General features: G+C 31.1%; 12 protein-coding genes. 5 read left to right on the forward strand and 7 right to left on the reverse strand.

The features are described from left to right. Window positions 1–14: 14 nt before the first annotated feature. From LNP27_RS03810 to LNP27_RS03820, 3 genes are read right to left on the reverse strand one after another with little or no spacing between them, the layout of a single operon-like run. Window positions 15–1,694 (reverse strand): DUF6909 family protein, encoded by a 1,680-nt coding sequence (locus tag LNP27_RS03810; protein WP_229943184.1) that lies wholly within the window; start codon window positions 1,692–1,694, stop codon window positions 15–17. Between the two features lie 36 nt (window positions 1,695–1,730). Beyond that, window positions 1,731–3,230 (reverse strand): GH3 family acyl-acid amido synthetase, encoded by a 1,500-nt coding sequence (locus tag LNP27_RS03815; RefSeq protein WP_229943185.1) that lies wholly within the window; start codon window positions 3,228–3,230, stop codon window positions 1,731–1,733. A 51-nt stretch (window positions 3,231–3,281) separates the two neighbouring features. Further along, window positions 3,282–3,800 carry a peptidase gene (locus LNP27_RS03820; RefSeq protein ID WP_229943186.1) on the reverse strand — a complete coding sequence of 173 codons (519 nt, stop codon included), beginning with the start codon at window positions 3,798–3,800 and terminating at the stop codon, window positions 3,282–3,284. 213 nt (window positions 3,801–4,013) lie between these two features. Between LNP27_RS03820 and tatA the strand changes: the two genes are divergently transcribed. After that, window positions 4,014–4,190, forward strand: a complete 177-nt coding sequence (tatA, locus tag LNP27_RS03825; protein WP_229943187.1) for a twin-arginine translocase TatA/TatE family subunit — start codon at window positions 4,014–4,016, stop codon at window positions 4,188–4,190. A 74-nt stretch (window positions 4,191–4,264) separates the two neighbouring features. Here tatA and LNP27_RS03830 read toward each other — a convergent pair whose 3' ends face one another. Further along, the gene (locus LNP27_RS03830; protein ID WP_229943188.1) at window positions 4,265–6,388 is read right to left on the reverse strand and encodes a Tex family protein; all 2,124 of its coding nucleotides are present in this window, start codon (window positions 6,386–6,388) and stop codon (window positions 4,265–4,267) included. 89 nt (window positions 6,389–6,477) lie between these two features. Here LNP27_RS03830 and LNP27_RS03835 point away from each other — a divergent pair, with 89 nt between their 5' ends. Beyond that, window positions 6,478–6,759 (forward strand): DUF1294 domain-containing protein, encoded by a 282-nt coding sequence (locus LNP27_RS03835; protein WP_229943189.1) that lies wholly within the window; start codon window positions 6,478–6,480, stop codon window positions 6,757–6,759. Window positions 6,760–6,862: 103 nt separating this feature from the next. Here LNP27_RS03835 and LNP27_RS03840 read toward each other — a convergent pair whose 3' ends face one another. The 3 genes from LNP27_RS03840 to LNP27_RS03850 form a co-directional block, all read right to left on the reverse strand. Further along, entirely contained in the window at window positions 6,863–7,690 is an 828-nt protein-coding gene (locus tag LNP27_RS03840; RefSeq protein ID WP_229943190.1) for a class I SAM-dependent methyltransferase, read from the reverse strand. A 185-nt stretch (window positions 7,691–7,875) separates the two neighbouring features. Continuing rightward, window positions 7,876–8,304: a ribose 5-phosphate isomerase B gene (gene rpiB, locus LNP27_RS03845; RefSeq protein WP_229943191.1), complete on the reverse strand. Its 429-nt coding sequence runs from the start codon at window positions 8,302–8,304 to the stop codon at window positions 7,876–7,878. A gap of 704 nt (window positions 8,305–9,008) precedes the next feature. Next, complete coding sequence (locus LNP27_RS03850; RefSeq protein WP_229943192.1) at window positions 9,009–9,242, reverse strand: putative signal transducing protein; 234 nt, start codon at window positions 9,240–9,242, stop codon at window positions 9,009–9,011. A 119-nt stretch (window positions 9,243–9,361) separates the two neighbouring features. On the opposite strand from LNP27_RS03850, the gene rnr reads away from it, so the two are divergent. From rnr to LNP27_RS03865, 3 genes are read left to right on the forward strand one after another with little or no spacing between them, the layout of a single operon-like run. Further along, a complete protein-coding gene (gene rnr / locus LNP27_RS03855) occupies window positions 9,362–11,542 on the forward strand; it encodes a ribonuclease R (protein ID WP_229943193.1) in 2,181 nt (726 codons plus the stop codon). A gap of 16 nt (window positions 11,543–11,558) precedes the next feature. Next, entirely contained in the window at window positions 11,559–12,227 is a 669-nt protein-coding gene (locus tag LNP27_RS03860; protein ID WP_229943194.1) for a head GIN domain-containing protein, read from the forward strand. Window positions 12,228–12,268: 41 nt separating this feature from the next. Further along, complete coding sequence (locus LNP27_RS03865) at window positions 12,269–12,946, forward strand: LysE family translocator (RefSeq protein ID WP_229943195.1); 678 nt, start codon at window positions 12,269–12,271, stop codon at window positions 12,944–12,946. Window positions 12,947–13,040: the final 94 nt, after the last annotated feature.

A 13,040-nucleotide genomic window follows, 5' to 3' on the forward strand; every position in this document is an offset into this window, starting at 1 on the left:
CGATTTTTACTAAATTATTTAATGCCAAAAATTTGTTCTAATATCTTAATTGTAATCAAATAAGTTGGTTTTACACCCGAAGTTCCAAGTCCGCCAGATGCTAACGTACTTCCAGTTTCTAAAGGATTATCAGAAGCATAATAGGCATATCTAACTTTGATATCATGCGGAACACTTTTTCTAATTTTTGATGCAGATTGAATGGCTTTTTGGTAATAAGAACCTTCCATTTCTAAACCAATAATTCCCCATGTAGACTCGTGGAAAAATTTTAATAAATCTCTGTTTTGTAATGATGTTCCAAGTACAGTAACCATTGGTCCTGCAAAAACTGCAATATCATTTCCTTCAAACATTTCAGCTGTTAATTCATTTTCGAAATAATAATTATCTGCTGTTCCTTCGTTAATATGTGCGTTAGGAATCATAATATCTCCTTTTCCACCCTCTAGAATTCCCGCTTTTCCCATAATAGATACAGACTCGACATTCAAAAGAATATCTTTTTTATACGGTTTTAATAATTCATCAATGGTTTCATACGCTTGTTCACCAAACGCATAATCCATAACAATCAAAACAGGTTTTTTATCAGTACTATTTGCTGTGGGAAATGAGGTTTTTGACCAATTTATTTTAGCGGTGTCAAAAATTTGAACATCTATATTAGTACCAGAAGCATCTGGCAACGAAAACATACCGCATTTCAAGGCGACTACTGAAACTTGGTTTCGAACTTCGTCAGCACCAGACCTACTCAATTCCTCATATATAAAGAAATCAGATTTATCTTTAAACTTGGTTTTCAAAACTTCCGTGGCAAAAATAGAGTTCATCACAGAGTGCATATTAGCACTAATCACGTGAATTGGACGGTCTAAAAGTTGGTTTTCTTCTAAAACCTTCTTAATGTTTGTAGCCCATATTTCACCGTGAATGTGGTGTCCCAATCGCTCTCTTAATATTGGGCTAAAGGTAATCGTCCTTTTATTATCATCAACAATTTCTTCAATGGCGAGTTTTCCTAACCAATAAATAACATGCAAAAACCGGTCTGGCGCAGCTACTGAACCAAAAGCGTCATAAATATCCAAAACTTCCTCAAATGTTCTCCCTAGAATATTTGCAGCGTGCGAAATGGCTTTTTCTTTCTCTACAAGAGTCAGCTTTTTCTTTTGAGAAACGGCTTGTTCTAGTTTGAACCAATCGCGTGAAACTTCGCCGGCATCATCCAGCAAAACTCGATTTCTAATTTTATGTGATTCAATAAAGATAAATGTCAAGTGCGTCAAAATATCATAAATATCCGAGCGTCCGCGCGTAATTTCCACATTCATTTGCTCCTCGTCAATACGATAGCAATTTCTACGTCTTTTTGGCGGTACAATTGCTTGAAAATGTGATTTAGAATAGCCCTCTTCAGAAGTCAAATTGATAAATCTACATTCTTCAATTCCTACCGGAAGCCGCTCAATTACATATAAAAGTCCATTTAGTTCTACTTTTTCCTCACCAATATTTCCATAAATTTCCGGACGCAACGCTAATAATGCTTCACGTAAGGTATCTCCAGAAACACCCATAGGTTTATAAAATCCTCTATTGAATAAATGGCGCATCGTAATGTACATTTTTTCAATAGCTGCTGATGATTCTTGTGCTCTAGAACGAGATATGTTTTTTGTTTCTTTCATTTTCTACTTTTTTTCTAACCTTCAAATATAAGTTATTTATTCCTTTTTTAGTAAATCCACAATCTTTCTATCATTAGAAAGTCTAGGGATTTTATTTTGTCCGCCAAGTTTTCCTATTGATTTCATATAATCTTGAAAACCGTTCTTAATTACTGGAGTAACCACTAGTTTTTGCAACACTTTGCCCACGATTAGATCGTCGTAGTACATATTTTGTTTTCTCATGGCGTTGTCTATCGCTTCCGCAAAAGCTACGCTGTCCTCTGGTTCATTCTCGAATTCAATAAACCATTCATGATAAGGCAAACCAATAGCTGGCGAAATTTGTGGCGCAACGGTAAATTCATTTATTCGAACAGTAGTACCTACTATAGCTTCTTGCAGCGCACTTTCAACTTCCTTGCCAATAACATGTTCTCCAAAAGCCGAGATATAATGTTTAATTCTACCAGAAACAATGATTCGATAGGGTTTTAAAGATACAAATTGAACAGTATCACCAATATTATATCCCCAAAGTCCTGCATTTGTTGAAATAATCAAAACATAATTTACACCTAGTTCTATTTCGCCAATCGTATATCGTTTTGGTCCCGAATCTTCAGAATCAGTATGAAATTCGTCGCTTTTTATAAATTCATAAAAAATTCCTGCGTTCAATAGTAGTAACATTCCCTTTTCCTTTTGAGAATCTTGGTAGGCAAAAAATCCTTCCGATGCTGGAAATAACTCTATACTATCCACTTTCCTGCCTATTAAATTTTCGAATTTAGCACGATATGGTTCATAATTTACACCTCCGTAAATGAACAAATTGAAATTTTTGAAGATTTCACCCACTGGTTTTCCTCCTTTTTGATGCAATTTCTCAAAATACATTTGCACCCAAGAAGGAATCCCTGAAATCACAGACATATTTTCGTGGAATGTTTCCTCGACAATAGCATTTACTTTAGTTTCCCAATCTTCAATACAGTTAGTTTCCCACGAAGGCATTCTATTTTTTTGAAGATATTTTGGAACAAAATGAGCAACAATTCCAGACAATCGACCTAATTTTACGCCATTTTTTTCTTCTAATATTGGACTTCCTTGCAAGAAAATCATTTTTCCGTCAACAAAATCAGCTTTTCCGGTTTCGTGAATATAGTGTAGGATTGCATTTCTTGCAGCTTCAATATGAAAAGGCATTGATTCCTTAGTAAGAGGAATGTATTTCGCGCCTGAGGTCGTTCCGGAAGTTTTGGCAAAATAAAGTGGTTTTCCTTTCCATAGCACGTTTTCGGCACCTTTTACCACTTGATCTACATAAGACTTTAGCCCTTCGTAATCTCGAACCGGTACGTGCTTAGCAAAATCTGAAGTAGATTTTATTAACTCAAATTGATGATCAATACCAAATTGCGTTTTTTTTGCCTCTTTTATTAATTGCAAAAATACTTTATTTTGAGTCTCAACTGGATTGTTAACCCAAACTTGGGTTTTATTATATATTTTTTGTGCAAACAATTTTGCTGCGATAGATTTTATAGACATAGATGTTTTGGTTTTGCCAAGAAGGCACAAAGGCACAAAATTTTATTGTTTTTATTTTTTACTCTTTTCTTTCTTAGAAACTGGATTCTTACCTATTTGCGCATTTTTTTCTTCTTTAAAAACCTCTTTTCTTAATTCTAATTCTTCCTTGGAGGCTTTTAAAAGTTCAGGTTCTACTGCGGCATCACTAGAAGCAAGTATAGAATCTTTATTGAATTTAGCGTAATCTAACTGTCCAGTCAGTACTTTTTTAATAGAAATAATGTAGGCTTCATTTTTCTTTAGTGCAATTGTCAATGAATCTGATTTTAAAGCAAGTTCAGTAGCATCTTTTTTTAGTTTTGAAGAGGAATATCCTGGTATAAATTCTCTTAAGGGAGTAAAAGCAATAATAAAAGTGGTAACAGTGGTAATAACTATTGCTCCTAAAGTAGCAAGAACAAAGACGTTCATCAAGGTTAGTTTTAAGGAAAAAGTCTCTTCAAAAGTATCCTCGTTTAAAATAATTAAACGTCGTTTATTGAATAAATTTTCCTTGATTTTGGTTCTTTTGAGTCTTTTTTTAGACATACATTTTTATTATTAAACAAATATAACAATTATTGTCATTGCTTGTATTCTGTTCTACTTGCGACAATGAACTAATATAGACTTATTTTTAATAAATTTTTAACGTACTACAAACTAAATAAAAATCAATAAAACAATATACTGTTAACTAATTCTGTATACCTTTGCCTATCTATTTAATACAAATTTGCTGCGGCAATAAATTATTCAATCATGGGAAGATTAGGTGTTACAGAAATCCTGGTTATATTAGCTATAGTTTTATTACTTTTTGGAGGTAAAAAAATTCCAGAATTAATGAAAGGTCTTGGAAATGGAATTAAAGAATTCAAAAATGCTTCTAAAGAAGACCAAGCAGTAGTTAAAAAAGAAGAGGAAACAAAAGAATAAATTTCTTTTCTTTCAATATTAAAAATATCCAAATTCCATAAGTGAGACTTATAGAATTTGGATATTTTTTTTAGTTAAATAATCATTGTCAACTGAATTCTCTTTCTATCTTCATCGACCTCAGTTACTTTTACTTGCACATGTTGGTGTAATTTTACCACTTCATTTACATCATTTACAAAACCTGCTTTGAGTTGTGATATGTGAACTAATCCACTTTCTTTAACGCCAATATCTACAAAACAACCAAAATTGGTAATATTATTAACGATACCTGCTAAAATCATTCCTGTTTTAACATCCTTAATTGATTTTACATTAGGATCAAATTCAAATACTTTAGCTGATTTTCTTGGATCTAATCCCGGTTTTTCAAGTTCTTTAATAATATCTTTCAAACCTAGCAAACCTATCTCGGGTGTGATATAGTTTTCTGGTTTTATTAGAGCTATTTTTTCTGGATTAGCAATTAAATCATTTACAGTCAATTTTAAATCCTTCGCCATTTTTTCAACAATTCCATAGGCTTCTGGATGAACTGCTGAATTATCTAGTGGATTTTTAGCATTCGAAATTCGGATAAAAGCAACGCCTTGCTGATACGCTTTTTCTCCTAATCTTGGCACTTTTTTGAGTTGTTTTCGATCCGTAAATGGACCATTTTCAGAGCGATAAGTAACAATATTTTCGGCCAACTTCTCTCCTATTCCACTCACATAACTCAACAAATGTTTACTTGCCGTATTGATATTAATTCCAACCGAGTTCACGCAACGAATCACGATATTGTCTAATTCTTCTTTCAATTTATTTTGATCTACATCATGCTGGTATTGGCCTACGCCAATAGCTTTTGGATCAATTTTTACCAATTCGGCCAAAGGATCACTCAAACGTCTTCCTATCGAAACCGAACCACGAACGGTAACATCATAATTTGGAAATTCTTCTCTAGCAATTTTAGATGCCGAATAAACCGAGGCTCCAGCTTCAGAAACTATAAATACTTGCACGGGTTTATCAAAAGCAATTTTCTTTATAAAGAATTCTGTTTCTCTTGAAGCAGTTCCGTTTCCTATCGAAATCGCATCAATTTTATAAGAATTGACCATTGAACGGATTTTTTTCATCGCCATTGCTTCCTCTTTTTGGGGTGCATGCGGATAAATAGTTTCGTTGTATAACAAATCCCCTTTTTCATCTAAGCAAACAATTTTGCAACCGCTTCTAAATCCTGGATCAATCGCTAAAATTCGCTTTTCGCCTAATGGCGGTGCTAATAATAACTGTCCTAAATTATTAGCAAAAACCTGAATAGAATTAGCATCAGCTTTAACCTTAGCTTCTTGCAAACTTTCATTAGATATAGCTGGATTTAAAAGGCGTTTAAAACTATCTTCGATAGCAAGTTGCACATGAGAAGTAGAATTGCTTTGTTTTTTCAAAATTATCTCATCAATTAAATCATAGGCTTCGTCTGTATCAACTTCGATTTTCATTTTTACATAACCTTCGTTTTCAGCTCTAAGCATCGCTAATAATCGATGTGGAGGTGTTTTAGATAACGGCTCTGACCATTCAAAATAGTGATTGAATTTTTGAGCATTTTCATCCTCTTTTTTTGATTTTACCACTTTGGTTGAGATTGTCGCTTTCCTTTGATACAATCTACGTAATTGTTTACGAACATAAATGTTTTCGTTAATCCATTCCGCTATAATATCTCTGGCACCTTGCAAAGCCGCTTCTTCATTAATAACATTCTCATTCAAATATTTTGTTGAAATAAAATTGATATCATCATTGCCTTGAGCCATAATAATTTTAGCTAATGGTTCCAATCCATTTTCACGAGCGACATCAGCTTTGGTTTTTTTCTTCTTTTTAAAAGGCAAATAAAAATCTTCTATCTCCTGCAAGTCGTAGCTATTTTCAATTTTAGATTTTAATTCTGGTACCAAAGAATTTTGCTCTAAAATTGATTTTAATATAGCTTCTTTTCTTTTTACAATTACTTCATACTCTTTTTGAAACTTAGAAATATTTTCAATTTCAACTTCATCAAGGTTTCCAGTTGTATCTTTTCGATAACGGGAAATAAAAGGGATTGTACAATCTTCTTGTAATAATTGAACGGTATTTTGAATGTTAATAGCTGTGGTTGCTACAAATTTAGATATGTATTGGATATTAGTCATTTTGAGATATGCAATTTTAGATGATTGATATTAGATTTATAAAAAATCACCTTGCGAAAATAATATCTTTGGGAGTTAAAATGAGTTAAATGATTGTTTTATTCTACCTATTTCTGTTTTTAAATTTAATTGCCTTTATACTAATTGGCTATGATAAATATTTATCTAAAAAACATAAAAGCAGAATTTCCGAGAATACACTTTTAACTTTTGTTTTGATAGGTGGAACGATTGGTTCTGGAATAGCTATGCTTATTTTTAGACACAAAACTGCTAAAAGAAGGTATTTATTGAGGTTTTGGGTACTAGTTTTAATTCAAATTACCTTAATTTTTACGCTTTTCTATCTAAACTGTTTTAATAACGCATAGGACTTTCTATTCAAAACTTAATTTTTATACTGTGTATATCATTTTAAAAAAATGTTCATTACTAAAAATTGTAAAGTATTATTTTATCGATTTTTAAATAATTTTAGTTACTTGCTAAAATTAAATCCATATACAAATCTGATTTTGGAAGGACTACTTTAGATTGATGACATATACTAAATCCAGCATCGTTAAACATTTTTATATAATTGTGTGAAAAGGAATTTTCAACACCGTAAATCTCAGAATTTGGATTTCTTAAAAAATCGTGATTCACTCCTACTGGCTCAATAGCTACAAAAATTACTTTTCCAACAACACTTAATTCGTTAAAAAAATCTTGCAATCTAGATTGAACAAAATATTCTAACACACCTGCCGAAGTTAAAATTATGATATGCTCGTTTCTGTTCTCTTTAATCCAATCGAATGCGTCTGACGCAACAAATTCTAGTTTTTGATTTTTACTAAATACTTTTTTATTGGCCTCTATTTGAGTAACACTCAAATCTATCCCAATAAATCTATCTACATTAGGAAGTTTTAAACTTAGATGATTTAACACTGTTCCTTCACCTGTTCCAATTTCAACCAACATATTAAATTTTCTACCTTCTTTATCTAATTTATCTTTTAATAATTCTACCAAAAAAGAACATTCTGGTATGAAAAAATCTTCTAAAACATTATTAAATAATCTTGTAGAAAAATATTCTTCAGCTCTATTTGTCCAAAAATCTTGATGAAATTGAGATAGTGTTTCAAAATCTTCATTTCTTTTAGCTTTTCCTAACAAAGCATGACGCATTAAACGTTCTTTAAGCGTTAAACCTACCACAATTGTCATTCCTTTATTACTTAATTGCTTAGCTTTTTTAGGCATTACAATAATTAGAATACTTCCTACAATAGTTTTACTAATATCTTTCATCAATTATTTTATTATTTTAAAATAAAAATATTACAAATCATTCATTTTAAACAACTTAGACTCTATATTTTTACAAAAAATAAATATTTTAAATAAATTAACACCTTTTTTTTGGACGTATTTTTATAAAAAATGCCCCGCTAAAAAGCAGGGCAAATAATTATTATTTTAAAAATAGTTCTAATTTAACAAGAAATCTTATCTACTCTAGTTTGATGTCTTCCTCCTTCAAATTCAGTAGTCAAAAAAGTGTCTACCATATCTACAGCTTGTGCAATAGAAGTATAACGAGCAGGAATACTGATAATATTGGCATCATTATGTTGACGTGCTAAAGCTGCAATTTCTTTCATCCAGCATAAGGCAGCGCGCACTTTTTGATGTTTGTTTGCTGTCATTGCAATTCCGTTTCCGCTTCCGCAAATTATAATTCCAAAATCAGCTTTTCCTTGTGCTACATCAGTTGCAACTGGATGCCCAAAATCAGGATAATCTACGCTAGCTTCTGAATCTGCTCCATAATTAGTAACTTCATATCCTTTTGCTTGAAGCATTTCAACAATTGCTTTTTTGTATTCTGGTCCAGCGTGATCATTTCCAATCGAGATTTTCATTTTATATGTATTTAGTTGTGTGGTGCAAATTTAAAAAACTTAGTCTATACTATTGAATATAAATGACCCTTATTTAGTTGAAAAATTATTTTGCGAATAATACTCTTTAACTAACAGATATATAGTTATTTATGAGTTATCAACAATTATACATTCTATTTAATTAGCTGAAAATCAATAGTAAATATAAAAGAATAATGTTAAAATTTTGCATTGTTAATAGCAATACCTAATTACTTGATATTCAGTTAACCTTAAGTTAACAATAAATGTTGATAACTTCAGATAGAATATTAGAAGATTTTTAGTGTTGTAAATAAAAAAAAGCTAATCCAAAACTGGTATCAGAATTCCTAATTTAGTTTGGTATATTTTTGGGATAGTTATCAATATATAAAAGTAGGTTATTAACAAAAAAGGATAGTCAAAGTTATTTACAAAAACAATAGTAAATAGGTTATCAACGATTGTTAACTAATTTATAAAAACACTTAAAAACGAATGCTTTATCACAATATAACTATGTTGATAACTCACAACAACATCTTTAAACTTCATTTCAATACATTTAAAAATAAATTTATTGCCACTATTAACAAGCTATAATAACAACCAAGAAAGATTTTAAATTTAATTTTTCTTTTTGTTTATATTAATATATGTTGACAACTTTCAAAAAAAAATATTTTAGATTGCTATCAAATTTAAACGATAGTCAAGTTGTTATTTAAATTGTCTAGTAACTCTTGAACTTTCTCAAAATCGTTTGGATGAATTTTAAGTTTGATTCCGCCCAAAGCATTCGAATACATCGGTGCAAAAGAAGACATGATTTCATTTTCAAAAAAATAATTAATATCCTCTTGTTCTAACAAATGTTTCAAGACCACAATTTCATGAGAGTAATTAAAAATTGCAACTGTTCTAAATTCTTCCATCTTTATTCTTTTTATAAAGATACAATTTATCTTTAAAGTTATATTTTGTTTAAATCTGTGCAGTCTTTACTAATAACAGTTTACTATTTTGTAATTTTAGACTTTTAAGAAAAGAATTTATGAGTAAAAGATTAAGAAAGCCGATAAAAAAGGGAAAGGATTTCTCTGATAAAATTATAAAAATATTATCGCAAAGTGCTAATAAAGCATTCAATTATAAACAGATAGGAGCAAAACTAGAGCTAGATGATACTGAAAGTAGAAATCAAATTATTAAAGATTTGAAAATTTTAGCGTCTCAAAATAAGATTATAGAATCTGAACCAGGAAAATATTTAATAAAAGCAGTTAGTAAAGATTATTACGAAGGTAAAATTGATATGACAGGACGCAGAACAGCTTACTTTGTGTGTGCTGATCTAGAGGAAGATGTATTTATTCCTACTAATAATTTGAATCACGCTTTAGATAAAGATCTTGTAAAAGTTTATGTTTATAACAAAAGACAAGGAAAAAGACCAGAAGGTGAGGTCATTGAAGTTACCGAAAGACATAAAACTGACTTTGTGGGAGTAATTGATATCCAAGCCAATTTTGCTTTTGTTTCGACTGCAAATCCAAAAATGTACACAGATATTTTTATTCCAAAAGATAAAATAGGGGAGGCGGAACAAGGAGATGTAGTTTTAGTGCATATCGAAGATTGGCCAAAAAAAGCCGATAGTCCTTTTGGTTCCGTTATAAAAGTACTGGGGAAACCAGGAGAACATGATACTGAAATTCATGCTATTCTCGCAGAATATGGTTTACCTTCAGAATTTCCTATTGAAGTAGAGACATTTGCACAAAAAATAGATACTTCCATAACGGAAAGTGAAATAGCGAAACGTCGTGATATGCGCGATACGTTGACTTTTACCATTGATCCAAAGGATGCTAAAGATTTTGATGATGCACTTTCGTTTAAAAAATTAGAAAACGGTAATTACGAAATTGGTGTTCATATTGCCGATGTTTCCTATTATCTTGAAGAAGGAACTATTTTAGATGATGAAGCTTACCAACGAGCTACTTCAGTTTATCTAGTAGATAGAGTAGTACCAATGCTACCTGAAGTACTATCAAATTTTGCTTGTTCTTTACGTCCACAGGAAGAGAAATATACATTTTCAGCTGTATTTGAAATAAATGAAAAAAGCGAAGTAGTCAATCAATGGTTTGGTAGAACTGTAATTTTCTCTGACCAGCGTTTTGCTTATGAAGAAGCACAATACATCATAGAGATTAAAGATGACGTAATTCCAGCCGAAATTTCGATTACGGGTAGTTCCTATAAAGTTTCTGAAGAAATTGTAGCAGCGACGCTAAAAATGGATGAATTAGCTAAAATTCTTAGAAAAAAGAGAATGGCTGAAGGAGCGATTTCTTTTGATAAAGTAGAAGTAAAATTCAACTTAGATGAAGAAGGTGAACCTCAAGGAGTTTATTTTAAAGTGTCTAAAGATGCCAATCATTTGATTGAGGAATTCATGCTTTTAGCCAATAGAAAAGTAGCAGAGTACATTGGAAAACAAAAGAAAACCTTCATTTATAGAATTCATGATGAGCCAAATGAAGATAAATTAATAGCCATGCAAACGGTAATTGCAAAGTTTGGTTACAAAATTGATTTCCGTAATAAAGGTGATATTTCAAAATCACTGAATAGCTTAATGGAGCAAGTAAATGGTAAAAAGGAACAAAATCTTATTGATACACTGGCTATTAGAAGTATGAGTAAAGCCAAATATTCTACTGATAACATAGGACATTACGGTTTAGCTTTTGACTATTATTCACATTTTACTTCGCCAATTCGTCGTTATCCGGATATTATGGTACACAGATTGCTACAGCATTATCTGGACGGTGGAAAATCAGTTGACGAAGATACTTATGAAACAAAGTGTTTACATTCCTCAACAATGGAAGGTTTAGCTACAAATGCCGAACGTGATTCTATCAAATATATGCAAGTTAAATACATGCAGGATCATAAAGATGAAGAATTTTTAGGTGTAATTTCTGGTGTTACAGAATGGGGAATTTTTGTTGAAATTATCGAAAATAAATGCGAAGGAATGGTTCGAATTCGTGATATCAAAGATGATTATTACACATTTGACGAAAAGCAGTATGCACTTAAAGGCGAAACTTCAGGTAAGTTACTGCAATTAGGAGATGAAATTTACGTTAAAGTTAAAAATGCTGATTTAGTTAAAAAACAACTAGATTTTAATTTTTTAAGAAGAATTGAATAATAATTAAAACAAAAAAATGAAAAAAGTATTAATTATAGCTTTTGTATTGGTAATGCAATTTACAAATGCTCAAGTAAACAGAAACTTAGGTGATTTTGATGAAGTGAAAGTTTTTGATAAAATCACAGTAAAGTTAATTGCAGCTAATGAAAATAAAATGGTTATTTCAGGATCAAGAGCTGATGAAGTAGAAGCTGTAAATAAAAATGGAGAATTAAAAATAAGAATGCCATTTCCAAAACTATTATCAGGGGATGATATTGTTGTTAAATTATACTTCAAAAATCTAGAAAGTATAGCAGTAAGTGAAGGAAGTTTTGTTTCAAGCGAAGCAGATTTTAAACAAACAAATCTAGATTTGAATGCAAAATCGGGAGGCGAAATAAAGTTAGATCTTGATGTCGACAAAGTAAATGTGAAAGCATATGCGGGCGGAATTGTTAGCATCTCAGGAAAAGCTACAAATCAGAATGTAACTATTACATCTGGCGGAATTCTAAAAGCAAAGAATTTACATACTTCTCAAACGTCTATAAGCGTTTCTGCTGGTGGTCAATCGGAAATTCATGCTAATACATTAGTGGACGCTAAAGTTAAGGCTGGAGGCTCTATTTTTATCTATGGAAAACCAAAACAGATTAACAAAGAAGTTTTTATTGGTGGAACTATTTTAGAGAAAAATTAGTATATTACTTTACATTTGTTGGTAATAAATTTAGATTTTTAATGATAAACGATATTGTAGCCGGTATTCCTTGGGGAATTTTCTTGAGTTTTATGATAGGTCCTGTTTTCTTTATTTTACTAGAAACTAGTATTATAAAAGGATTTAGAGCAGCCTTAGTTTTTGATTTAGGTGTGATTTTAGGAGATATAGTTTTTATAGGAATAGCCTATTTAGGAAGTTATCGATTGATAAAAAGCTTAGAAGACAATTCGGCGTTGTTTATGTTTGGTGGCATATTGATGTTGGCTTATGGTGTCATTTCATACATCAGTTTACACAAAGAAAGGAAGGTCGATACAAAAAAAATAGACAACGAAATCATCAGGAAAGATTACTTGGGTCTATTCATAAAAGGCTTTTTTCTGAACATTATCAACATTGGAGTATTGGGATTTTGGTTGGCCGTAATTATTTCGGTTGGACCAAAATTAGAAATGGAAAACTCCAGAATGCTCACTTTTTTCACGACCGTAATTCTCTCTTATTTATTGGTTGATTGCATCAAAATTGTATTGGCCAAGCAATTAAAAACCAAAATGACGCCAAAAAATATTCTCAAAATCAAGAAAATAATCAGCATTGTTTTGATGGTTTTTGGAGTGGCTTTAATTGTCCAAGGTTGGTTTCCAAATGAAAAAGAAAAGTTGAAAGATGCTTTGGAAAGGATTGATAAGTAGTATTTAAAAAATAATTACTAACTTACGTAAGATTGTGAGTTGGGTGTGATTATAGAGAGATAACTATAAAATTTGAAGTCTAATCAAAATATAA

Source organism: Flavobacterium galactosidilyticum (assembly GCF_020911945.1).
In the GTDB taxonomy this organism is placed as follows: Bacteria; Bacteroidota; Bacteroidia; order Flavobacteriales; family Flavobacteriaceae; genus Flavobacterium; species Flavobacterium galactosidilyticum.

Excerpts from the sequence above, each read along its gene's own strand:
- LNP27_RS03810 (WP_229943184.1), bottom strand. The coding sequence starts at position 1,694 with ATGAAAGAAACAAAAAACATATCTCGTTCTAGAGCACAAGAATCATCA.
- LNP27_RS03815 (WP_229943185.1), bottom strand. The coding sequence starts at position 3,230 with ATGTCTATAAAATCTATCGCAGCAAAATTGTTTGCACAAAAAATATAT.
- LNP27_RS03820 (WP_229943186.1), bottom strand. The coding sequence starts at position 3,800 with ATGTCTAAAAAAAGACTCAAAAGAACCAAAATCAAGGAAAATTTATTC.
- tatA (WP_229943187.1), top strand. The coding sequence starts at position 4,014 with ATGGGAAGATTAGGTGTTACAGAAATCCTGGTTATATTAGCTATAGTT.
- LNP27_RS03830 (WP_229943188.1), bottom strand. The coding sequence starts at position 6,388 with ATGACTAATATCCAATACATATCTAAATTTGTAGCAACCACAGCTATT.
- LNP27_RS03835 (WP_229943189.1), top strand. The coding sequence starts at position 6,478 with ATGATTGTTTTATTCTACCTATTTCTGTTTTTAAATTTAATTGCCTTT.
- LNP27_RS03840 (WP_229943190.1), bottom strand. The coding sequence starts at position 7,690 with ATGAAAGATATTAGTAAAACTATTGTAGGAAGTATTCTAATTATTGTA.
- rpiB (WP_229943191.1), bottom strand. The coding sequence starts at position 8,304 with ATGAAAATCTCGATTGGAAATGATCACGCTGGACCAGAATACAAAAAA.
- LNP27_RS03850 (WP_229943192.1), bottom strand. The coding sequence starts at position 9,242 with ATGGAAGAATTTAGAACAGTTGCAATTTTTAATTACTCTCATGAAATT.
- rnr (WP_229943193.1), top strand. The coding sequence starts at position 9,362 with ATGAGTAAAAGATTAAGAAAGCCGATAAAAAAGGGAAAGGATTTCTCT.
- LNP27_RS03860 (WP_229943194.1), top strand. The coding sequence starts at position 11,559 with ATGAAAAAAGTATTAATTATAGCTTTTGTATTGGTAATGCAATTTACA.
- LNP27_RS03865 (WP_229943195.1), top strand. The coding sequence starts at position 12,269 with ATGATAAACGATATTGTAGCCGGTATTCCTTGGGGAATTTTCTTGAGT.